Annotated in this window: 13 protein-coding genes and 7 pseudogenes; 9 read left to right on the plus strand and 11 right to left on the minus strand. The window is 63.5% G+C overall.

The genetic code is table 11. From position 1 onward, the window contains the following. Positions 1 to 40: 40 nt before the first annotated feature. Together AC3IYJ_RS40905 and AC3IYJ_RS40910 are read right to left on the minus strand one after the other, a co-directional pair. Positions 41 to 2,419, minus strand: coding sequence for a hypothetical protein (locus AC3IYJ_RS40905; RefSeq protein WP_489403291.1), 2,379 nt, complete (start codon positions 2,417 to 2,419; stop codon positions 41 to 43). A gap of 26 nt (positions 2,420 to 2,445) precedes the next feature. Then, entirely contained in the window at positions 2,446 to 5,394 is a 2,949-nt protein-coding gene (locus AC3IYJ_RS40910; protein WP_489403292.1) for a DUF6603 domain-containing protein, read from the minus strand. 419 nt (positions 5,395 to 5,813) lie between these two features. On the opposite strand from AC3IYJ_RS40910, the pseudogene AC3IYJ_RS40915 reads away from it, so the two are divergent. After that, positions 5,814 to 6,144, plus strand: a pseudogene (locus tag AC3IYJ_RS40915) (DDE-type integrase/transposase/recombinase); the annotation flags it as partial. Between the two features lie 298 nt (positions 6,145 to 6,442). Here the strand turns inward: AC3IYJ_RS40915 and AC3IYJ_RS40920 are convergent. After that, positions 6,443 to 7,312, minus strand: a pseudogene (locus AC3IYJ_RS40920) (transposase); the annotation flags it as partial. A 346-nt stretch (positions 7,313 to 7,658) separates the two neighbouring features. Here AC3IYJ_RS40920 and AC3IYJ_RS40925 point away from each other — a divergent pair. Together AC3IYJ_RS40925 and AC3IYJ_RS40930 are read left to right on the plus strand one after the other, a co-directional pair. Next, positions 7,659 to 8,939 (plus strand): hypothetical protein, encoded by a 1,281-nt coding sequence (locus AC3IYJ_RS40925; RefSeq protein WP_489403293.1) that lies wholly within the window; start codon positions 7,659 to 7,661, stop codon positions 8,937 to 8,939. 226 nt (positions 8,940 to 9,165) lie between these two features. Then, positions 9,166 to 10,305, plus strand: a complete 1,140-nt coding sequence (locus AC3IYJ_RS40930) for a hypothetical protein (protein WP_489403294.1) — start codon at positions 9,166 to 9,168, stop codon at positions 10,303 to 10,305. Here the strand turns inward: AC3IYJ_RS40930 and AC3IYJ_RS40935 are convergent. From AC3IYJ_RS40935 to AC3IYJ_RS40945, 3 genes are all read right to left on the minus strand, one after another. Continuing rightward, positions 10,268 to 10,480, minus strand: coding sequence for a hypothetical protein (locus AC3IYJ_RS40935; protein ID WP_489403295.1), 213 nt, complete (start codon positions 10,478 to 10,480; stop codon positions 10,268 to 10,270). The genes AC3IYJ_RS40930 and AC3IYJ_RS40935 overlap by 38 nt on opposite strands. 560 nt (positions 10,481 to 11,040) lie before the next feature. After that, positions 11,041 to 11,343, minus strand: a complete 303-nt coding sequence (locus AC3IYJ_RS40940) for an integrase core domain-containing protein (protein WP_489403296.1) — start codon at positions 11,341 to 11,343, stop codon at positions 11,041 to 11,043. A 1,077-nt stretch (positions 11,344 to 12,420) separates the two neighbouring features. Beyond that, complete coding sequence (locus tag AC3IYJ_RS40945; protein ID WP_489403297.1) at positions 12,421 to 13,104, minus strand: S1 family peptidase; 684 nt, start codon at positions 13,102 to 13,104, stop codon at positions 12,421 to 12,423. Between the two features lie 868 nt (positions 13,105 to 13,972). Here AC3IYJ_RS40945 and AC3IYJ_RS40950 point away from each other — a divergent pair. Continuing rightward, positions 13,973 to 14,221 (plus strand): annotated as a pseudogene (locus AC3IYJ_RS40950) (transposase); the annotation flags it as partial. A gap of 521 nt (positions 14,222 to 14,742) precedes the next feature. Then, a complete protein-coding gene (locus tag AC3IYJ_RS40955) occupies positions 14,743 to 15,444 on the plus strand; it encodes a hypothetical protein (RefSeq protein ID WP_489403298.1) in 702 nt (233 codons plus the stop codon). 196 nt (positions 15,445 to 15,640) lie between these two features. Here the strand turns inward: AC3IYJ_RS40955 and AC3IYJ_RS40960 are convergent, their stop codons facing one another. Next, entirely contained in the window at positions 15,641 to 15,943 is a 303-nt protein-coding gene (locus AC3IYJ_RS40960) for a DinB/UmuC family translesion DNA polymerase (RefSeq protein WP_489403355.1), read from the minus strand. A gap of 349 nt (positions 15,944 to 16,292) precedes the next feature. Next, positions 16,293 to 17,807, minus strand: a complete 1,515-nt coding sequence (locus AC3IYJ_RS40965) for a hypothetical protein (RefSeq protein ID WP_489403299.1) — start codon at positions 17,805 to 17,807, stop codon at positions 16,293 to 16,295. Positions 17,808 to 18,210: 403 nt separating this feature from the next. On the opposite strand from AC3IYJ_RS40965, the pseudogene AC3IYJ_RS40970 reads away from it, so the two are divergent. Beyond that, a pseudogene (locus AC3IYJ_RS40970) lies at positions 18,211 to 19,069 on the plus strand (transposase); the annotation flags it as partial. Positions 19,070 to 19,174: 105 nt separating this feature from the next. Continuing rightward, the gene (locus tag AC3IYJ_RS40975; RefSeq protein ID WP_489403300.1) at positions 19,175 to 19,789 is read left to right on the plus strand and encodes a chorismate mutase; all 615 of its coding nucleotides are present in this window, start codon (positions 19,175 to 19,177) and stop codon (positions 19,787 to 19,789) included. A gap of 27 nt (positions 19,790 to 19,816) precedes the next feature. On the opposite strand, the pseudogene AC3IYJ_RS40980 reads toward AC3IYJ_RS40975, so the two are convergent. Continuing rightward, positions 19,817 to 19,901: pseudogene (locus AC3IYJ_RS40980) on the minus strand (IS5/IS1182 family transposase); the annotation flags it as partial. Positions 19,902 to 19,950: 49 nt separating this feature from the next. On the opposite strand from AC3IYJ_RS40980, the pseudogene AC3IYJ_RS40985 reads away from it, so the two are divergent. Continuing rightward, positions 19,951 to 20,058: pseudogene (locus AC3IYJ_RS40985) on the plus strand (IS6 family transposase); the annotation flags it as partial. A gap of 143 nt (positions 20,059 to 20,201) precedes the next feature. Here the strand turns inward: AC3IYJ_RS40985 and AC3IYJ_RS40990 are convergent. After that, positions 20,202 to 20,600, minus strand: coding sequence for a hypothetical protein (locus tag AC3IYJ_RS40990; RefSeq protein ID WP_489403301.1), 399 nt, complete (start codon positions 20,598 to 20,600; stop codon positions 20,202 to 20,204). Positions 20,601 to 20,715: 115 nt separating this feature from the next. Beyond that, positions 20,716 to 21,282, minus strand: a complete 567-nt coding sequence (locus AC3IYJ_RS40995) for a hypothetical protein (RefSeq protein ID WP_489403302.1) — start codon at positions 21,280 to 21,282, stop codon at positions 20,716 to 20,718. Positions 21,283 to 21,529: 247 nt separating this feature from the next. On the opposite strand from AC3IYJ_RS40995, the pseudogene AC3IYJ_RS41000 reads away from it, so the two are divergent. Next, positions 21,530 to 21,848: pseudogene (locus AC3IYJ_RS41000) on the plus strand (IS6 family transposase); the annotation flags it as partial. Positions 21,849 to 21,863: the final 15 nt, after the last annotated feature.

A 21,863-nucleotide genomic window follows, 5' to 3' on the forward strand; every position in this document is an offset into this window, starting at 1 on the left:
GTCACAATAAGCTCCGAATGGTAAGAGGGTGCGCCTGTGTTTACGGCTGGATAAATTTTTGGCGGCTCGGCGTCTGAATCAGCTCCACCGCGAAGCCGGCTGGCGTGAGAGTTTCCCCACTGTTGAGCTGGCCATATCCCTGCAACGTATGGGACAAGTCCGGGATCACGCGGTGAACATCAAGCGTCCCCGCCGCAGAATTTCCTGTACGAAGATAATCGAGGAGGCCTTTCGAGTTTTGATTGTAAGGCGGAAATGTGTCATTGTCTCCAACCGTGCCACCCGTCTTGTCGCCCGGCAGGAGCACTCTCACGTCCAACCAGAGACTGTCGACACCGTCGTGTTCCTCTGGCTGTGCGCCCAGATAAAGGTCCTGGTGCGGTTCGCTGAACATCACCGTGTCCGGTACATCCTCGAAAAGAACCAGCAGGAGATCGGGGGCCAGGTATTCGTGGCGCACAATTTGGACCGTATTCCCGCCCTTGTCTCCTTCGATGAGCATCCCGGGCCAGTCGCTGGCGAGCCGGGATCGCAGCAGCAGACCGGCCTTCGGCCAGTCCACCGTGTTGGCCTCAACTTGAAGCCGGGAAAGGATGGTCTCCTGCAGGGCTTTATCGGAATCAGATTGGGCGCCGGCGCTGACGAACCCATCGAACAGTGCAGTAATCCAGGTGGAGTCGACGTAGAAGAAGCGCACGCTCTCCTTGGGAAGCATCCTCTGATCGGCCACCAGGTGATCGAAGGGGACGAGATCCAAAGCGCCCAGAGAGTTCAGGACGTCCCCGACCTGATCCATCTCGCCCTGGAGCGCGTTCGTCACCATCTCACGGACTTCATTTCGGGCAAGAAGAGCACGCAACTGCTCACCTCGTGACGGCGCTGCCCCAGCATCAGAGGCAGAGGCAGAGGCAGAGGCAGAGGCAGAGGCAGAGGCAGGCTGCCGGTGATTCCGGGTCAGACGCTGGGCCAGGCCGCCCTCAACCAGCGTGTGCCACCGGTGGGTGGCGGGCGAGTGGCGGGACAAGGCCTCTGCAGTGGTCAGCGTGTCCGGATCCAGACCGCTCACCTCGGGGGGAGTCGTCAAACGACGCACGGCCAGCGCAGCAGCCCTGCGTGCCTTACTCCAGAACGCTTTCTGTGCGGTCCGTGCCTGTGCGTGCGACAGCGCCAGCTGCCAGCCCGTCATCCACGCCACTGCATACGACAGATCAAACACACCCCAGTTTTGGATGTAGACCAGAAGCCCATCCGTCGTGCTGGGGTTGGCGACATCGTCCTGAGCGGACTGTGCCTGTGGGTCACGCGCCAGCGAGGGCGGGACGAGACCGGGGGGAAGCTGGGTCTGCGGTACCGGGGTCAGCGGCCCTCGGTACCAGGCAAAGGTCTCCTCTCCCTCAGCGGTGAGATAGGACAGCGGAACATAACCCCACTCAATCCGCTGCTTCGCCTCGCGCTCCTCAGGAGTGTCTTGGGCGGTGGGAGGCGGCAACCGCAGAGCAAGGGCATGCTGCGCATCCGGGTTCGGGCTCTCACCCGGCAGCGCCAGCTCGTGGACCACCTCAGAAAAGTGCCCCCCGTCCACCTTTTGCGAGGTGAAAGACCACGACACCAGCGACACAAGGCGCACCGTCGTGGCAGTATCGGGCAGCACCTGAGGTCCACCTGCGGGCGTCAGACAGTCGACGAAGCCTTCCAACGACACCAAATGGGCAGCATAGTTCCCCGTCGTCCGCGGGAACCGGTTTGCCACGATGACGCTGAACTGGCCCAGATCCGTCATTTCATCCAGCTGCATCCTGGCCTTCGCCAAGGTTGTGGGCGTGTCGGTCACGTTACGCACATGCGCCAGATACGGCAGTTCGTCATACCGAGGAACAACACCCGCAAACACCTTCGCCGGCACGTCGATCGTGCGGCACGTGCCCTTCAAGACGTCATCGATTACTGAGTCGGTCAGGATATTCGGAACGCGGATGGTCTTGTCCTTCAGTGACAGCAGCTGCTCGACCGTATAGGTCGTATCGACGAGGCCCTGCGCGTGGGGGTCATTCGGCAGCTCGTTCTCGGCGAAGACAAGCAGCGCCAGCCACGGAACGCCCTCCCCGCCCTCCTGCAGCATGACCTCCCAGGGCAGGATGATCCGGTTCAGGCTCACGTGTGCCAGTTCGTTGTCGAATTGGCCGGTAGCCCCGGACGGCGGGTGGGTTGCATGCACAAAACTGGGATCGAAAGTGAACCGTGGGCCGTGAATGGAGAATGGCTGCGTGACCATAGGGAACTGGTCGACGCCATTTTCTCCGAAATGGCTGATGGATTGTCCGTCTTTTTGCACCTCTTGGTGAATGTCGATCTTATAGTTGCCTACCGTCAGGGACGGGACATAGGAATCGTAGAAATGAATGGTGCGTGGTGTCGCCATGATGGATTCTCCCGCGTCCGTGGTGTTTAGACAGTGAGGGGGTTGGTGGTGTAGAGGCCTTGGGTGATGCGGGTCTGGAAGTGGGTGAGTGTGTTGTTGGTGTGGGGGCTGTAGTCCTGTGTGCCTGCGGTGAGGGTTTTGCTGTTTTGCAGGGCTGTGTCGAGGCGGTGTCGGGCTGCTGCGCTTGTGGTGGTGATGGTGGTGGTGATGGTGGAGATGGCGTTGGGGTTGGTGGTGGGGTTGGGTTGGTCGGTGGGGGTGGTGGCTGTGGGGCTGATGGGCAGGTCGCTGTCGTTGGGGACTGTTTCGTAGCCGAGGCTGGTGTTTACGTTGATGGGGGGGATGTCGTGGCCGAGTTTGGCGTCGGGGACTGTGACGCGGACGCCGGTGTAGGCGTCGAGGAGGCCGCCGGATGTGAGGTCGGGTTTTTCGTCGAGGCCCAGGGATGTGCCCCAGAGGGCTTCCGGTACGCCTTCGGAGACGGGTTGGACGCTCCAGCCGTCCTTGGCGAGGTCGACGGGGCCCACGCCTACGTGTGTGATGGTGACGACGTGGTTGGAGGTGAGGCCTTTGGCGTCGGGTCCCATGGGCCGGACGTGGAGGGCCCGGGAGTGGTCCATGGTGCCTTTGCCGTTGATCGGCAGTTGGTCCGAGCCGTTGACGGTGATGTCGGTGGAGGGAACCACGCAGTGCGTCGAGAAAGTGAACCCGTGGATGGAGACGTTCCACGTGTCTGTGGAGTCGGAGCCCTTCACGGCGAGGGTTTTCTGTCCGGAGTCCGGAGTTCTCGGGACGGGCAGCATGCCCGACTCGACCTTCGCGAGCATCCGCCCGTCACTCGGGAGCATCTTTGTCACAAACTGGTCCCACGAGAGCCAATCGGATGACAGTGGTTGGCTGCCGAACGGGATTGACGGGTGGATACCGAACGGCAGATCCAGCCTTACCTTTCCACCGAAGGGAGGCATCCACACGGTGCCCTTGATGGACACTTCGAAACGTTTGCTTAATATGTAGAGCTTTATGTAGATTCCGAGTTTTACTGACACGTCGATGCTGGCATGGAAGGGGGACCATTGGACTTGGAAGTCCATCCCAATCGAGAAGTACAGTTTGAGTTTGATTTTCCATACTTTTCCAGAAAGGCTGAAGTCCAAGCTGGCGCCGGCTGCCAGGCCGACGTTGGAGATCATCAGATATCCCCTGGCTGCCACCTCGAAGTCGACTTTTCCGTTGAGCACCTTCAGCGAGTAGCTGGCTCCGATTCTCGGCGGAGCTAACGGGTAGCTTCCCGGCACGTTGAGCGTTGGGGGGTACCCGCCTGCGGTCAGCACCCACTGACCCTTGTTTGTCCCGCCAATGTATACATAAAGATCTATTCCGCCGGTGGCGGTCACAAAGTCGTCACTGAACAGGTAACTACCGGGGGCGAGCGTGGCGCCGACGGCCACCAGCTGGGACGATATCTCGGCCTCCACAGCAGCCTTTACCTTGAAGATGCCCTTGAACGACACCATGTCTAGAGTGCCGATCAAGGCGGCGCTCCAGTCGCCGCCCTGCGGGATGGAGACGACGACAAGTCCCCAGATGTTGAAAACTTCGACAATATTCGCCGCGAGTCCGGCCGCAAGCCAGAAGCCACCGTCCTGCGGTGTAACCCACGTCAGATGCAGATCCTGGTCGGGCATCGTGAGGTTGTTCACGACCTCCAGCGGGCTGTTGGGTATCTGGCCGCCGGCCATGAGCGGGGTCACGAGCGGGAACTTCAGCACCTTGGCAGGATCTGGCACGTGAAGCTGGCAGTTCATCCCACCGCCGAAGCAGAACCCCGTCAGCATCACACCAGGAAAGACCTCGATTCCATCCGGCGGGGCCCCCTGCGTTGTGGACGCCAGCTGCATCAGTAAGTAGAAGAACACCAACGGGTAATCGGCCAGGTTTTCCCCAGATTTCGCCCGCGCATAGGCGCCAAGAATCTCAAAGTTCAACCCTGGGATGGAGAGGGCCAGGCCACCCTCGGCAAGGAAATCGTATTCTCCCCTGTCGTGGATGACGGCAAAACCGCCCCCAATCTGCACCGGGCCTTTCACATAATTCAGGCCGAGCCCGTCCGGCCAGCCCCCAGCAAATGACCAAGAATAGTCAGGATTAGTCGTAATACCGAGATGGAAGTCCAGCAGCTCAAATGTGACCCCATCGCCTTCGACGTTGCCCTTATCGTCTGGCTTCCCCCCAAACGAGTACGTGCCGTCCAGCCACACGACGAACTGGAAGGCTCCGGCAATCGTCTTGTAGGTGATCCCGATGCGACGCAGGTAGAGACCTTTTAGCGAAACTCCAAGATCTGTCCATGAGGGCTCGGAGTCCACACCTAGATAGGGAATCAAGATCGTCGAGTCAACGGATCCGTGGGCCGACCCAATTCTAAGGCCCGCTCCAAACGTAAGGGTGAGAAAGGCGAACCCTGGAGTTTCTTTGAGCTGACGGTCACCTGGAGTGCCCTCTATCCCTTTTCCAGGGAAGCTGATCGGGCAATTCGGCGCGAGTTTCTTGAGATTCTCGTTCAATGCATCAAGGTTGGCTTCGCTGAATGTTCCCGTGGCTAGCCCTGTGCCGACGTAATCCAGGCCGATATCGTATTCTACCCCCACGCCGCCTCCGATAAGGGCGAGAAGCGACAAGTAGGCCTGGGGGACAGCATTTGGGTCGTGTTTACTGGCGGAAATCACAGCGTAGGCGGTGAGTTGCGTAAGCGGGTCCTTGATGCCGCCGAGGACAAAGATGAATTGCTTGTCGCTTGATTCTCCGTAAACCAGTAGGGGTTCATCTGGATTGTTGACGCTCCCTGTCTGCTGCGTACTTACCGAGGGTTCGAGAGAAACCTTCGGCATGGATGCAGGAGTAGTGCCGACGGAAATCTTGTAGCTTGCCAAAATTTCCGCGACGGTTTGTTGGCTCGCTTTGATGTTGGTCATGCCGTACCTCCGGACAACATGCCGTGCGCCGCCGCTACGGGTATAGGAACGGTCTCCCATCTTTCAAGGCCCGCGTGGATTCACGAGTCTGTCCATCCCTATGGATCACAGACTCGCGTTTCTCCCCAGGCTCAGGAAGACGGATGTCGGACGCTGTAGTTCTGTAGTGGGTAGTGGGTCATGCCGATGAACACTGCGTTTGTTAACCGACCTCTTGTATGTGCTGGTCCGCTTGCTTCCCCTCGCCTCTCACGGAAAAAACCTCATCCTGGCGTCGCGGGTACAGCTGACCGGTCCGGCGCTCGACGCGCGAGGAGGGCGCCGTCACGTTGTCGGCGGGGTGGGAAAATCTTCAGGTTGGCTGTGTCCGGGAGGGGCCCGACCGTGTCGTCCACGCCGCCGGCGTCACCGTCGTACAAGGACAGGCCTACGCCAACGGTCTACGCCGGCGGTGCACCCGACCCGGGGACAAATGGCACCTCGACGAGGCGTTCATCAAGATCAACGGTGAGTGGAAATACCTGTGCGGCCCGTCGAAACCGAAGGCAACGTCCTCGACATCCTCGTCCAGAACCACCGGAGCAAGGCCGCAGCCAGGCGTTTCTTCCGCCGGTTCCTCAGGACGACCGGAACAGCGCCCAGGGTGATCGTCACGGACAAGCTCCGTGCCAACGTGCCGCCCAGCGCGAGGTGATGCCCTCGGTGGAGCACCGCTCCCACAAAAGGATCAACAACCCGGCGGAGAACTCCTTCCACCACCAGGAGCTACAGGGTGGGGACGCGATATGGATCACCGTGATCTCGTGGGCCAGGGCCTCATCCGCCCGTTGGAATCGGGCAACCTACACGTGTCCCGCCCTCTTACAGCACCGTGAGTACCGGCGTCGCTGCATCGATGTCTGAACCCTCGATGTAGTTCAGTCATGGCTGACTCCCTTCATTCATGTCCAGCACGCACTTCTATGTACTGCGACAAACAATCTCCCTCGCCGCAATGTGAGGTGATGAGCCCTCCGTGGAGCACCGCTCGCACGATGTCGAAGGCGTTCATCGCGTCCTTCCAGCGGTTGGACCAGCGTTGGCATCGCGTTGGTGGTCGAGATGATCTTCTCGCAGAAGTCGGCCAGCTTCTCGAGGGCCTGGGCCTCATCCGCGGCGGTGTAGACGGGCTTCAGGTCGCGGGCGACGGCGTCCCAGTCCGCGCGGGCGGCGTAACGCAGAGTGGTGCGGATGAGGTGGACGAAGCAGGTTTGGACCACGGTGGCGGGGAAGACGGCACTGACCGCCTCGGGCAGGCCCTTCACGCCGTCGCAGACGAGCATCATCACGTCGCGGACGCCGCGGTTTTGCAGCTCGGCCAGCACGGTCTGCCAGAACTTGGCGCCCTCGCCGCCGTCACCGGCCCACGGTCCGAGGATTTCGCGCATTCCGTCGCAGGTCACTGCGAGGACGACGTGGATCGGACGGTTCGCGACCGCACCGTCTCCTTCGACGTCTCCATCCCATAGACCTCGGCGAGGTGGGCGACGCTCTCCCCGGAGGTGAGGCCTTTCGCGGTCAGCGGCAGGACCATCTCCTCAATGCAGCCGGTCCCGGGGCACCTGCACCGTCATGGCGCAGACCTCCGTCATCACCTTCCTCGGCCGGTAGCCGTTGCGGGCATTGCCCCCCCGGACCGGGGGGCGCGGCCGCCGGTGCGGCCGGCCTCCTCGGCCAGATGCAGGTCCATCTTCGCCTCAAGGGCGGCCTGCATCAGGTGCCGGGTCAGCTCGGACAGCAGCCCGCCCTCGCCCATCAGCCCGAGCCCGCCGTCCCGGACCGGGTCCGCGGCCAGGTCTGCCAGCTCGTCCAGCAGTTGCGGCCCAGCCCCGGGCCGGCCCCCGTTGGTCTCACGGTGCTTCGTCGTCGTCCGTGCCACATCGGCACTGTCAACGCTCCAGCCCGGCACCGCAAAGCGACTTGCCGTCAGCGTCCTCGATCAGGTGGCCCGTCTTCGCGTCCATCAGGTGTCCCTTCAGAGCGGGTGCCCACCTGATTCATGACCCTCCCCGCCTCGACGTGAGGTTGGAAAACCCTCAAAGGTTCCGAGGGGGATGGCGTGGGTGGTGACATACGAGGGGGGTGAGGAAGTTGTGCCCGGTTGTTGTTTCTTGTGGGAGGAGCCGGGGTCCATTTCGCATAGACAGGGAGTGAAGGATATGACGAGCGACATCGGTGGGCCGGTTTCCCAGGGGCAGGTGCCTGAATGGGCCTTGAGGAGTCCGATGGCTGACCTGATCTCTCAGGCTGCTTCCGTGGCACAGGGCACGACGGGTAACTCCTCGCCGTCGGATGGATTCGACAGGTGCCATCGGTACGAGGCTACCGGCGCGCAGGACTCGTTTATTGTCCCGGCGGGTGTCACCAGTGTGGACGTCCGTATGTGGGGTGCCGGTGGCGGGTGGAGCGCAAAGCATCAAGGCCAGCCTGGGGCGGGGGGATATACCCGCGGCACGGTTGCCGTCACACCGGGAGAAACCCTTTCCCTGGCTGTGGGTAAAGCCGCCTCGGGCGTCACCGGTGGTTTCCCCGGCGCTGGCCAAGGTGGTCCCAAAGGCGGCCAGTACGCAGGTGGTGGCGGGGGCGGCATGAGTGCCGTGTGGCACGACGAGAAGCCCAGTACTCCTACCCTTATCGCCGGTGGTGGTGGCGGCGAAGACTATTGGAGCTTCCAGTTCGGTGGTGGTGGCGGCGGCGTGAGAGGCGGCGACGGTGCCGGAGCCGCCCCAGGTCATGGCGGTGGTGGTGGCATTGGTGGCTCGGGAGACGGGGGATCAGTGTCCAACGCCGGTGATGTCATTGTCGGTGGTGGGCAACGAGGAGGGAACAGCCGGCTCAATGGTGGTGGGGGATCTGGCTGGGGAGGAGGCGGCGGCGGCACCGGCAATTACACCAACGGCGATGGTGGTGGTGGCGGTGGCGGTGGCGGTTATTGTTCGGGTTCTACGGTAACCAATGGCATCACCATCGCCGGCCTGTCCGGCAGTGGAAGTAATTCGAATAATGCCCCTAAGCAGGATGACCCGCAGTATACGGGCACTGTGGGTATGGGTGGCAGTGATGGTCTGGTGGTAATTCAGTGGAATGACTTTTCGGTGGTTGCGGGTGGCCCGCCGGATGTGACGCTTGTGCCTGCCGGGGCGTCCGGGTATCCGGGTGTCCATGTGGTTCATGAGGGGGATGGGCAGGTCCCGCCGCTGGATGTGACGGTGAAGCTCCCGGCGGGTGCGCTTCTCAAGTTCCAGCCGCAGCCGACATATTTGGTTTCGGTGATGAATTCAGTCACCGGCGTAATCACCAACTATGACGCCACCGTGTCTGGCGACGGGCAGACGCTGACCGCTCCCCAGGTCGATCTGACGCACGCGGGACTCGGTGGGAACGGGACGTACGTCGCAGTGTGGCTGGCGGTGACGGCTGATGGGAAGGCGCCGGCGGGCACGTCACAGCTGGGCTTCACCATCGGCAATGTGGCCTCCCAGTCCACCCCCGTCAACGTCACCTGACCACCGAGTTCACCGTGGCGCCGACAGCCTCCGATGTGACACTCGCTCGCGGTAAGGGTCTGTCAGGGAGAAGTGCGCGGCTTCCCCATGTCCCGAGGGGAAGGCGTCCGGGCGGGGACTACAACCCGGACAGGCGGAGGGCGCCCGTCCCCCGCTTCGTGGCCTCCCCCCGGGGCGTCACGGACGCACTGGCCGAATAGGGCCGATTACCAAAGGAATGTTGCTCATGAAATCCTACTTAGCGGCTTTCTCCGCCCCTATTGTCGATACCCCGTACGCCGGCGGCAAGCGCTGGCTGCCGAGTCTGTACTGCCTGTACGGGCAAGGCAACGGTGAACAGGTCATGTGTGACCGCTACGAGTGGGACTCGGCCAAGGGGAAGCCCTGGCAGGGCGATCAGCCCGCCGACACACACTCCCTGGATGCCCTGGACGATGGCTACAACCTGTTCAGCGACGACGGCACTGGCAACCTCCTCAACGCCGGCAAGCCCGTCGACGCCGCCCTCTGCCTGGGAGATACGAGCACCGTCTATCTCTTCCAGGGCGGGAACTGCATCACCTTCTCCATCAACAGGCCCACGGGAAGCCGGCGAGACACCCAGGGCTTCACCCAGTCAATCGCACAAGTGTTCGGCTACCCCTTCGATAACAAAGCAAAAGTCTTCCCCTTCGACGGGGTCGACGCCGCACTCTACTCACCCGCGGACAATAAAATCTGGTTCTTCCGGGGCACCCAGTGCGAGTCCTTCGACGGCGACACCTACCAGCCGGACCACTGGGATCCGTCCAACGGCAACGGCGGCTGGGGCGACTACGACCCCGCGATCAACTCCACCTGGGCCAACAATCCCGGCGACTTCAGCAACGGCATTACCTGGGCCGCCGCCTCGAACCTCGTCACCGACCCAACAAACCATCCAGAAGGCAGCTACCAAGACCGGGGCTACCTCGTCAAAGACACCGATTGGTGTCCCGTAACCCCCAGCACCCCCACCGGCTTTCTTCCCGGCATCATCAAGCCCGGCGACCAGGCCCTCGCCATCCCCGACGGCGTCAAAATGGTCATCCTCGAACTCTGGGGACCCGGAGGAGGGGGTGGCGCTGGTGGGGCTGGCGACAACGGCGGCAAGGGCGGCAACGGCGGCGCCGGTGCCTACATCAGGCAAATCATCAGCCTGGCACCAGGCCAGAAGGTGCACATCGGTAAACCAGGTGAATCCACCTACTACCCTGCCGACGGCGCCCCCGTCCTCCTCGCCGCCGGCGGGCGGGGGCGGGGGCGGGGGCGGAGGCTTCAAGGTCAGCAGCGGCAGAGTCCCCTTCGGCCTAGGCGGAGACGGAGGCCATGGAGGCGGCGGCGATGACAGCGCCGGAGGCAACGCCTTCCCCGGCGCCGGCGGCGGAGGCCGCGGAGGCCTCGGCCGCGGCGGCGGCGGAGGCGTTGGAGGCAGCGATGGCAGCGGCCGCGGCGGCAGCGGCGGCAGCGCCGACAACAACAACGGCGGCGGAGGCCAAGGCGGTGCCGGCGGCAGTGGCCACGCCATCAAGGGCAACAGCGGCAAGGGCAACAGCGGCACCGACGGCGACAACGGCGACGGTGACTGCAAGGCGGCGGCGGCGGCGGCGGCGGCGCCCAGGGCCTGAGCCTTTATCCCACCCAGGCCGATTTCAAACCATCTGCGGAAGGAGACCCGCGTACCCCTTATAGGACGCTCAGTAACAGTAACAGCGCGGGATTCGGCGGCATCGGCGGTGGGGCAAACGCCCAGGGCAGTCCTGGCGGCAATGGCGCTGCCCGTATCACCTGGTAGACCCCTTGGCAGAGACGGGCAGTCCGTTCCCCGACCGCACTGAGCGGTCGGGGAACGCCGACTGCCACGTCTCAACAGCAGAAGACTGCTCGATGTGCCTGCCATCCCTCAACGCCCACCTCGGGTATTCAGCTGAATTGGGCGATCTGACGGCCCGGTAGCAGGAAAGGTGCCCTGGCCTGCAAGGATGCGAGTGAGCTATGCCGCTTGGGCCAGGGTCGTTGCTGTGGGTTGGAAGTCGTTCTCGTAGGCGATCGGAGATCGCTGGCCGAGGCGGGAGTGGCGGCGTCAGGTGTTGTATCGGGTCAGCCAGGGGAAGGCCTCCAGACGCGCTTCACGCTCGTTCGCCCAGCCTTTGCGGCCCTTGAGAGTCTCCCTCTTGAAGGTCGCGTTGAAGCTTTCAGCGGCGGCGTTGTCCGCGCTGGACCCGATCGCGCCCATGCCGTGCCGCACCCATGCTGACCTGCAGATTTCAGCGAAAGCCCGACGCGTATATTGCGTTCCGTGGCCGGTGTGCATCACCGCTCCGGTCAGGCTCCCGCGGGTCCGCTCGGCTGCCGCGAGGGCGTCGGTGACGAGCTGGGTTCGCATGTGATCGGAGATCGCCCACCCGGTCCCCGCCGTGGAACATCTCGACCTGCTCCAGAACCTCGATCAGTCCGGTCGTGTCGTAGCTTCCGGGCTTGAGGTGGAAGCACAGGCGGGCCAGCCCCTCGACCGGGGTCGGTGGTGTGGTATCCCAGGGCGGCCATCGAAACCATGGGCTGGGCACCCCGCTCCAACGCGGCCCGGATCGTCTCGGCCTGGGCGTCGTCCAGCATGGGCGGGCGACCGGTGGCCGCACGCCGACGCAGACCCGAAGCGCCGCCTTCCTCGCACACGCGCCGCCACCGCCGCCCGCTTTCGGCGCACACCCTCCCCGCCCGCGCGATCTCAGCATTCGAGGTGCCCTCCTCGAACAACTCGACCGCCCGAACACGACGCGCCTCCGCCAACTGCGGCCGTGACAAAGGGGGAACAGAGGAATCAGTCACAGAGGATGAAGGTCGATAGGCCACCCCGACAGCCAAAATGGTACGCCAGCGAACTGGCGTACCCGTCACGAAAGATCGACGTTAAAGGCAAAGCATTCCGCGAATGGCCACCCAATAGTCGGGAATATCCATCGGGATGTTAATCATGTCAAGCACATTCATACCTTTCTCCGCAATTTGAAACTGCTCGCTAATTGCGGAATATACTATCCGTGGCCGGGTCGCGAGGTCTTCCCCCGGAGGGGTTTAGCTCAAGATCACGCAGCAGCGTTGCATCTAAAGGATCACCATAAACGCCACATATCCAGATTCGAAATCTCCATGGGTTCATTCATCATGCCAATCACGCTTCACCCCATCACGATAGATGTGCAAATTTTGACTACCCACCAGCAAGGCGAAAGCGGCGAACTGCAAGCCGCGACGCCATTGGATGGTCGACCGTGCCGCAGGCTCGATCGAGGTCGACGGTGCTGAGATTACCAAACTTCCCAGGGTGCATCGGACGCCAAATTTTCACGTAATTGGTAGAATGCTCAACCGGACTTCAAGAGTTGCCGTACGGCGACGGCCCTTGGAATCAGTCGAATCACCTCGTGAGGCTTGTGAATAGCTCTCCCGGCGTGCATCACGCCTATTGTTCAAATGTGTTCCAGAGTTCTTTCGAGCTAAGAGAAGTGTAAATACCTGGCTCCTCCTGGGTAGCGCAATTTTCCCCGCCTCGGGAGACGATGCCGATCTGGATCGGTACCTCACGCCCCGGGATCTTCCTGAAAAGCGGTCCTCCGCTGTCGCCACGACATGAGCCCTTACCGGCGACTCCGGCACATATGTCGATCTCAGGGTTGAATTCGTCGGATCCGTAACTCGCTTGACATTCAGCCTGGGACAAGATCGGTACCGTAACCTGCTGCATCCGATCAGGAGAATGCTCGAGAACGTCGTCGGTCAGACCCCAACCTGCAACGACAGCCTGTGCACCGGGGCGAATAAGGGCATCAGTCCCTGGGGTTGGCATTTGAACGGGCGTGATTCCCTCAACGGGTTTGTCGAGTTCGATGAGCGCCATGTCATATGACTCTTCGCTACGGGGGTCACTCTGGTCGTAACGGGGATGTATTTTGAAACTGACCGCGGCGCGCACTTGTCCCTGCTGGGTGTTGGAAAGGACGGTACGCCCCACGGCTACACTTACACCATCGGGGTCTCTGCCTGTCACGCAGTGTGCTGCAGTCAGGATGACATTCGGTTTATAGAGGGTTCCGGCACAAAATTGCATTCCGCTTTCTGGGCCGCTGTTGATGAGCAGAGCAGCCATGGAAGGGTACTGGTCATTTTTAACCCCGGTTCCACCTATGATAGGCCGGATAAGCCGGATAGGTTGAGCTGAGCTGCGCTGCTTGCGAGTAACTTCCAGGAAGCGTCCCTGGGAAGGTTCGCTCGTTGAATTCTGTGCCCCGCCGGGCTGGTAGGCAGAAATGCTGCCCCTCTCGGCGGCGCTGGAGGCGGGGGCAGTTAATCCGAGCGTCGGAAAAGCTACGGCGACTGCCACTCCGAGGCGCGCCCAACTTGACTTCATATCAATCCTTCTATGGGCCTACGGAACAGAAGCCGATGAGCCATCGGCATCCGCAGGCAATCACACACTGGCTCACCTATCATCGACGCATCCGATGGCCGATCAGTCAAACTCAGGTCGCATCTTGTAATCAGACTCAGGTCTCACCTCACGATGCGCCGGGTGTGTCAAGTCAACGGCTCTGACAATATTTTCGTAGGCGTTGATCGCTCGCTGGGGTGGATCAGTTGAGCAGGATGCGGTGGCGGAGGAGGTGGAAGCCGGCTCGGCCGTACATCTAACGCTTGATCAGTTTCGTCCTGGTGTTGACTCCTTCGGCTCCGCCGTTGTGGAACGGCTTCACAGCTGCGATGCCCCGACCTGCTGGACCTCGATGACCGCGGTGAGCATGGCCAAGAGCGCTCGGGGAGACCGAAAGCGGGCGCGAATCCCGAGTGGCGGGCCGCGCGGAGGGCATGTAGTGCGGAGAAGCCGGGTGTCGGCGGGCGCAGGTTCCCTAAGGTCTGTCGTCAAGGCTCTTGTGGTCGATCGTTGCGATCATTCCTGGACGGGTCCGAGCCTCGGTTGTGAGAGCGGGCCGTGTTCTGTCACGGTCGAGGGGCTGTAGACCTTGATCGAGCGGGTCGCCGCCGACCATCCCACCGTCCGCAAGGCCTGGGTCGACGGCGGCTACCGCCAACGCCTCGTCGAGCACGCCGCAAATCTCGGCGTCGACATGCACATCGTCTGCCGCGACCCCACCGCCAGGGGATTTTCCGCCCTGCCACGAAGGTGGACCGTCGAGAGAACCCTCGGCTGGCTCATGAACCGCCGCCGCCTGGCCCGTGACTACGAAGCCCATCCCGGCCACCGGTCCCGCCTAATCTACCGGCCGTGCCGGGACGACGGCCGCCGCGACGGCCGCAAGAGGCCCCCTGATGATCCGCGATGTTTTTACGTGAGGTTCAGTAGGTTTTGTCAGTGTCTAGGGTGGTATTTCTTCAAGTGGGAGTGAGTGTCGTTGCTGATATGGGGTACCGATGTGGTGCCGTCATGTTTGCTGTCCGGGCCGGTCGTTTTGGTACTGATCGGGTTGGCGTGCGCCAGGGTCGCTGGAGTCGCTGCTTTGCTCCTGGCATGTCCTGAATTTGTGACCATGCAAGCATCAACCCGTGTTTAAAAGGTGCTTGCCCCTGGTTCATCCAGGAATATGTTTCCGCCGTGCCCTCCCACAGAGCCCACGAGCCCACCCTATTGCGCTTCCTGCGTGGCAGCATGCCCCAAGCACGGCCCCCTGCCACGCTATCAAACCCGGGACTCTAAAGGATTGAAAGCGGCCCTAGCGACCCAAACGACACCGACAGGATCACGAGACGCGGAACCGGAAGGAATCCTGCAATGGCAAGTGACATCGTATTCGATAAATCGGGCGACAACTTCAAAATCCACCTCAACCGGGCGGCGGTCCAGAAACTCGAATCCGCGCAATCCGACTTCAATGACGATCTGATTGCGGCCGCCCAGCAATACCTGGACATAGCAAGCGTCATCTCTGAAATTAAGTGGGACATGACAGGATTGACTGCCGAAATCGTTGGAATGTCGAATACTGATTCGACAGGACGGGTCAGCGTTCATGGAACCCTGCCCAAGGGACACCTTGCCGGATACTCTTCCGACGACAGCTATCCAGGCTTTTCGGTGGTTGCGGGTGGTCCGCCGAATGTAACGCTTGCGCCTGCCGGGGCACCCGGATATCCGGGTGTACATGTGGCTGGGCAGGTCCTGCCGCTGGATGTGACGGTGAAGCTTCCGGCGGGTGCGCTTCTCAAGTTCCAGCCGCAGCCTACATATTTGGTTTCGGTGATGAATCCGCAGACCGGTTTGGTTACTAACTTTGACGCCACCGTGTCTGGCGACGGGCAGACGCTGACCGCTTCCCAGGTCGATCTGACGCAGGCGGGGCTCGGTGGGAACGGGACGTACGTCCCGCTGTGGGTGGCGGTGACGGCTGATGCGACGGCGCCGGCGGGGACGACACAGCTGGCCTTCACCATCGGCAGTGTGACCTCCGAGTCCACCCCCGTCAACGTCACCTGACCACCCTTGTTCACCTTGGTGCTGCGGGGTGCGCTGGTGCGGCCGTGACTAGGTCGGTGCGTGGATGGAGGCCGGAGCGTCCGGAGCATCGTGCCTGGTCAGGCCCGAGGGGCAAGCCTGATCGCCACGGCGACACCTCTTTCTCCGCGATAGCCGGAGGAAGAGGTCTGCTTTCTTTTCAGGGCCGGGCCGGCCTTCACCACCACCGTCCAGCCCAGCTCAGTCCAGCGCGGACCGGCCCCGCCGGAAGGTGTTCCCCCGACACCTGCCGCCTTGTCCCAGCCGGGCTACGCGTACGCGATCCGCATGTCGGTGGTGGTGAGGATGGCGGGTCGGACGGTGCCGGGTCCGTAGCGGGCGCGGTCGGTGACGGTTCGATGGCCGGGGCCCGGGTGTGTGCGGTGGGTTCGATCAGGGTGCGGCTGCGTCTGCTGGCGGTGCGGTCGGCGTACCGGACGGTCAGCGTGAGGTTCCCGGCCGTCTGGCGTTCGTCGCGCAGCGGGGCGCCGGGGCGCTTTCGGGGAGCTCGGTGGGGTAGAGCTGGTCCATGCTGCCCTCAGGCAGGTAGCGGCGGGAAGGCGATCCTCTCGTCGTGGAGCTCGAAGAGCACGGCGGTGACCAGCCGCAGGAGCGCGTCGTCGTTCGGGAAGACAAAGACCGTACGGATCGTCGCGGGTCACCATCTCCGCCGCTTCCTTGTTGATCACGCCGAACACATTGCGCAGGAAGTGAACCCTGCAGAGCTGGGCTCAGCGACCGCAGCCCCTTCTGCTGTTGAGACGTGGCAGTCGGCCTTCCCCGACCGTTGGGTGCGGTCTGGTGGCGGACTGCCCGTCTCTGCCAAGGGGTTACCAGGTGATGCGGGCGGCGCCGTTGCCTCCAGGACTGCCCTGGGCGTTTGCTCCACCGCCGTTGCCGCCGCATCCCGTGCTGCCGCTGAGTGTCCGATAGGGGGTACACGGGTCTCCGTCCGCAGACGCCCCGAAAAGGGCCTGGGCGGGATGGAGGCTGGGGCCTTGGGCGCCGCCTCCGCCTCCGCCTCCGCTGTAGCCCATGCCGGCGTCGTTTCCGTCGGCGCCGTCGGCACCGTTGCCGCCGACCCCGCTGCCGCCGCCGCCCGCCTTGCCACCGCCGCCGCTGACGCTGCCGCTGCCGCCGGCCCCGCCGACCCCGCTGCCGCTACCGTGGCTGCCGTTGCCACCATGGCCGCCGTCGCCGCCGCCAGCGGCTGAACTGCCGTGGCCGCCGTTGCCGTGGCCGCCGTTGCCGCCGCCTCCGCCGAGCTTGCCCCCTCCGCCTCCGCCTCCGCCGCCGCCTCCGCCGCCGGCGAGGAGGGTGGGGGTGTCGGCGGGATAGCTGGAAGAGTCACCCGGCTTGCCGATGTGGAACGCAAGCGAGGTGGTCTTCGGCGGGACGGTGACGGTGTCGCGGAGGTAGGCGCCGGCTCCGCCGCTGCCCCCGCTGCCACCCCTGCTGGACTTGCCCCCGCTGCCTCCGCCACCGCCGGGCCCCCAGAGTTCAATCACCACCGTTGTGATGCCCTCGGGGATGGGGAGGGTATGGTCGCCGGGAGTAGTGAAAACCCTAGCGGTTGTCGTGCTGGGGGTGACGGGACACCAGTCAGTGTCTTTGACGAGGTAGCCGCTGTCCTGGTGGGTGCCTTCGGGCTCGGTTACCGGATCGGTGACGAGGTCCGAGGCGGCGGCCCAAGTGATGCCGCTGCCGAAGTCGGCGGGGAGGCCGGTCCAGGCGGAACCGATCGCGGGGCTGTAGTCGCCCCAGCCGCCGTTGTCGTTGGACGGATCCCAGTGGTCCGGCTGGTAGTTGTCGCCGTCGAAGGACTCGCACTGGGTGCCCCGGAAGAACCAGACCTTGTTGTCCGCGGCTGAATAGAGTGCGGCGTCGACCCCGTCGAAGGGGAAGACCTTCCCCTTTTTGTCACCGAAGTCATAGCCGAACACTTGTGCGATTGACTTGGTGAAACCCTGGGTGTCAGGCCGGGTTCCCGTGGGCCTGTTGATGGAGAAGGTGATGCAGTTCCCGCCCTGGAAGAGATAGACGGTGCTCGTATCGCCCAGGCAGAGGGCGGCGTCGACGGGCTTGCCGGCGTCGAGGAGGTTGCCAGTGCCGCCGTCGCTGAACAGCTTGTAGCCACCGTCCAGGGCATCCAGGGAGTGTGTGTCGGCGGGCTGATCGCCCCACCAGGGCTTCCCCTTGGCCGGGTCCCATTCGTAGCGGTCACACATGACCTGTTGACTGTGGCCCGTCCCGTGCAGGCAGTACAGACTCGGCAACCAGCGCTTGCCGCCGGCGTACGGGGTATCGACAATAGGGGCGGAGAAAGCCGCTAAGTAGGATTTCATGAGCAACATTCCTTTGGTAATCGGCCCTATTCGGCCAGTGCGTCCGTGACGCCCCGGGGGGCCACGAAGCGGGGGACGGGCGCCCTCCGCCTGTCCGGGTTGTAGTCCCCGCCCGGACGCCTTCCCCTCGGGACATGGGGAAGCTGTGCACTTCTCCCTGACAGCCCCTTACCGCCGTTCGTACCAGGTGTGCCGGTATGGGTGGGGGGCTCCGCGCACCACGGCCATCAGCCGGCCCTCGGTGCCGGAGGTCCAGCCAGTAGGGCGGGTGTCGGAGCTCCGTATGCGGGCCACTGAAGGCCTCGTTCGCCCGTTGCGGCGGCGGTCGGCCACGCGGTGCAGAGGCGGACGGCCCCTGGGGGCATCGACCGCGTGGCGGGCCGGGCCGCCGGGCCGGGGGTAGCAGAGGGTCAAGCCGTCGGGAGTGGCACGGCGGCTTCGGGTGTGCGTGAAGTCGGCCCATCAGCGGCACCAGTTGTGGCGGGACGGCGGTGTTCAGGCTCTTGCCTCCCGAGGTCCGAGCGGGAGCCGGTGCCGGCTGTCCCCGTGGTGTCCGGAGAAGCTGGCCGGGTATCCGGAGCAGGGGCGGCCGCGCACGGTTGGGTGGAGGACCAGGGTGTGGACTGCATCGAGGGTGGCCACACTGATCGGCCGGAAGTGCCACGTCTCCTACAGCGTGTCGGGCGCGGGGGCTACGTCTGCTTCGAGGACGAAGCGGGCTTCATCCGACGGCCGCCCAAAGGACGGACCTGGGGCCGCCGCGGCCGCACCCCGGTCGCGACGGTCAGCGGACGACGCTCGGGACGGCTGTCGGTGGCCGGGCCGATCGCCATGCGGCCCGGCTCCCGCACTCGGCTGTGCCACCGCCTTCGCACCCACCCGGCTGGCAAAGGCGCACGTCGCAGCATGGGCGAGCGGGACTTCATCTCGCTGGTCGACGGCGTCCACCAGCTTGTCAGAGCACCGATCGTGCTGGTCTGGGACCGCCTGAACACCCACGTCTCCCGCAGAATGCGGGACCTCGTCGCCGAGCGGGCGTGGCTGACGCGGTGCTGCTGCTGGCCCACTCACCCGATCTCAACCCTGCCGAGGGTGTGTGGGCGCACATCGAACGCAGCCTGGTCAACCTCGCAGTCATGGCCCTCGACCGCCTGGAAGCACTCGTCCGCAACCGACTCAAACGCCTCCAGTACCGGCCCGACACCCTCAACGGCTTCAAAGCCGGCACCGGCCTCACCCTCGAGACCCCATCGTCACCTTGAAAAGCCGAAGTCAGTAACGTCGCACTCCTCGTCTGTCCTCCATTGGCAACACGGTCGTCCGAATGAGGACTGTGCCATGGGCGACGGGAACGGATAGTAGTTCTCATGAGTATTATCCGAAGTTGGGCTGCTGTGCTTGTCCTGACCGGTGCCGGAGCAGCCGCCCTCGTGGCCTGCGGCTCCTCCCAGAATGCGAGCACCGGCCCTACCCGGTCGAGCACAGCGACGGCCGAGCAGGCACTGGGAACGATCGCGCGGCTCGCCGGTGAACGCGTGATGACCGCGGACACGGTAGCCGCGGCGAAATGGGGAACCACCCAGCCCATCGACGACCCGGCACGCGAGAAGACGGTCCTGGACGGTGCCGCTTCCCAGGCCGCGAAACTCGGGATCGACCAGGCCACCGTCCAGCGGATCTTCAAGGACCAGATGGCGGCGAACAAGGACGTTCAGCGCGAGCTCTACGCGCAGTGGCAGGCACAGCCCGCCGAGCAGCCGACCCACCGCCCCGACCTTGCCATCCAGGTCCGCCCGGTCCTGGACCGCATCGGTAGCCAGCTGCTCACTGCCATCCAGGCTGCCCAGCCCCTGCTGTCCAGCCCCGACTGCAGCGCACTGCTGGAACGGGAGAAGACGACGACCTCCCGGACCATGGGCCTGGACGCCATCCACAGGGCTGGCCTCGACCGGGCTCTCGCCCACACGTGTCAGAGCCGATGAGGACGCAGCCACCGCCAGTGGTGACGACTCCCATCGAATCCGCAATCGGTGGAAGCCGTGGAGCCACGCGATGGTCCGCTCCACGACCCCACTGATGGATGCCGAGGCGGGCATCCGAACCGAAAATCACATGATCAACGGCTTCCGTTGAGATCTTTTAGGGGGCCGTGCACCGGGAGGTGACGCCGTCGGCGGAACGCCGTCCCCATAAAGATCTGAACAACCGTGTGGAGAGCTCGCACCAGCCCACCCGCCAGCGTGAACGCGCCGAACCAGATGACGGGCACTGCTGGCATGCCCGTCACAGCCTGAACCCCATGCCACTTCCGGCCGCGACGCACCACGACGCACCAACACTGGTCGCCTCCGCTGGGCGGAAACCTGCGTGCGCGGCCTGTACGGCATCCGGGCGTCACTTTACGGTGAGCTTGACCGTAGCCGAGTGAGCACCTGCAGCAGTGACACGCAACTGCTGCACTCCCTTTTCCCGGAAAATCTCGGAAAGAGAATAACTGGAGTCGCCTTTGACTTTGGCAGTAGAGTGCAAATTAGTCCACTTATCCCCCTTCTTGTGCTGTAAAGTTACTTCTTTCCCTACCAGCGTGCAGAGGAATGCATGGCCGGTAAATGTGACCTTCTCTCCGGATTTTATGGAGGAATGCTGTGCCTTGATTGTCAGGGTTTCTTCAGCCTGGGAGGTGGATGGAGCCGGGTGCGGAACGGCTAGTGCTGCCGGGCTGGAGATTGCAAGGGTCAGGGGCAGGGCAATGACTGCGAGAGCCATGGCTAAACGGTTTGGTATGACGGTCATGGTGAACTCCGGTTAAGGTGAATTCCGACTTTTCTGGCGGCATTTCCATGCTCCCGCACCCCGGCTGGCCGGGCTGTCGGAGCAGGGGCGGTGTCTCCGTCCCTCCCGCACAGGGCTACGGAGAGCTCATCAGCTGCTGCGCCGACGGCACCTGGTCTTTTACTGGTGCTCCGGCGTGCGCCCCTGCGTCCTTAACCTTGTCGATAATGCCCTGGTACTGCTGGGCCGCTGCGTCAGAGTCGCCGCTCTTACTACTGTGGAACTTGTGGGGTAGGTCTTTCAGGCCCTCGATGCCCGATCCGAGCGGAGCGAGCAGCTTGGACAGTGCCGGGTCAGCCGCGGCGTTGCGCTTTGCCGCCTTGAGGCGGTCGTATGCGAACACGCCCGCAATCCCGGCTTTCACCAGAGCCGTGGTCCGGCCGGGGTGGCCCTTCTTGAACTTTCCTGCCTTGTAAGGTTCCACGATAAATTTGTAGGTCGCACCCGCAGCCAGGCCCGCGTCAACCGCGAAACGAGTTTTAGCCAGATGCCGTTCCTCTTCGGTGGGCTTGGGCGAAGGTTGGGAGTTGGTTAAGACCCCGTGGGGAGCGCTGCCCAGGCTGTCGGCGAAGGCCGCCGAGCTGCTGCCGGCCAGCGTGCAGCAGAGAGCAAGTGCGAGAGTTAAGCGCCGTATCGAAGCCATTAAAGTCTCCTCACAGAACGGCTCCGGGGACAGTCGCGTAGAACAGTCCCCGGAAATATGGCTTACAGCTTCACCCACAGACCACAACTCCGCCATTCGAAACGGACTCACCAGCGCTTTTTCCGTCTGGGGCCGGGGTTGGAGGCAGCGGATGCACGGCGTTTTCACGTGCTGTCACGTTGTCGGTCCGGGTGGGGTGCCGGTGGTGCTGCATGTGCCGTCGTCGTACCGGGGTCACTGGTGTCCGATGGAGGTCATCGCGCACCTGCGTGTGGCTGTGCGTCCGCTTCCCGCTGAGCTTCCGTGAGTTCGAGGAGCTCATGCTCGAACGCGGGGTGATCGTCTCCTACGGGACCATCCGCCGTTGGTGCCGGAAGTTCGGGCAGGCCCACGCCAACTCACTGCGCGGACGACGACCGAAGCCCGGTGGTAAGTGGCATCTGGACGAGATGTCCATCAGGATTGACGGGGTGTGGAAGTACCTGTGGCGGGCCGTCGACGGCGACGTCCTCGACATCCTCGACATCCTCGTCCAGAACTACCGGGACAAGGCCGCGGCCGGGCGGCATCCCACCCCACTT

The organism is Streptomyces sp. GL_140 (assembly GCF_057834465.1).

What these genes read in the sequence shown, in the direction of transcription:
- AC3IYJ_RS40905 (WP_489403291.1), bottom strand. Translation starts at nt 2,419, where the DNA reads ATGGCGACACCACGCACCATTCATTTCTACGATTCCTATGTCCCGTCC.
- AC3IYJ_RS40910 (WP_489403292.1), bottom strand. Translation starts at nt 5,394, where the DNA reads ATGACCAACATCAAAGCGAGCCAACAAACCGTCGCGGAAATTTTGGCA.
- AC3IYJ_RS40925 (WP_489403293.1), top strand. Translation starts at nt 7,659, where the DNA reads ATGGCTGACCTGATCTCTCAGGCTGCTTCCGTGGCACAGGGCACGACG.
- AC3IYJ_RS40930 (WP_489403294.1), top strand. Translation starts at nt 9,166, where the DNA reads ATGAAATCCTACTTAGCGGCTTTCTCCGCCCCTATTGTCGATACCCCG.
- AC3IYJ_RS40940 (WP_489403296.1), bottom strand. Translation starts at nt 11,343, where the DNA reads ATGCGAACCCAGCTCGTCACCGACGCCCTCGCGGCAGCCGAGCGGACC.
- AC3IYJ_RS40945 (WP_489403297.1), bottom strand. Translation starts at nt 13,104, where the DNA reads ATGGCTGCTCTGCTCATCAACAGCGGCCCAGAAAGCGGAATGCAATTT.
- AC3IYJ_RS40955 (WP_489403298.1), top strand. Translation starts at nt 14,743, where the DNA reads ATGGCAAGTGACATCGTATTCGATAAATCGGGCGACAACTTCAAAATC.
- AC3IYJ_RS40965 (WP_489403299.1), bottom strand. Translation starts at nt 17,807, where the DNA reads ATGAAATCCTACTTAGCGGCTTTCTCCGCCCCTATTGTCGATACCCCG.
- AC3IYJ_RS40975 (WP_489403300.1), top strand. Translation starts at nt 19,175, where the DNA reads ATGAGTATTATCCGAAGTTGGGCTGCTGTGCTTGTCCTGACCGGTGCC.
- AC3IYJ_RS40990 (WP_489403301.1), bottom strand. Translation starts at nt 20,600, where the DNA reads ATGACCGTCATACCAAACCGTTTAGCCATGGCTCTCGCAGTCATTGCC.
- AC3IYJ_RS40995 (WP_489403302.1), bottom strand. Translation starts at nt 21,282, where the DNA reads ATGGCTTCGATACGGCGCTTAACTCTCGCACTTGCTCTCTGCTGCACG.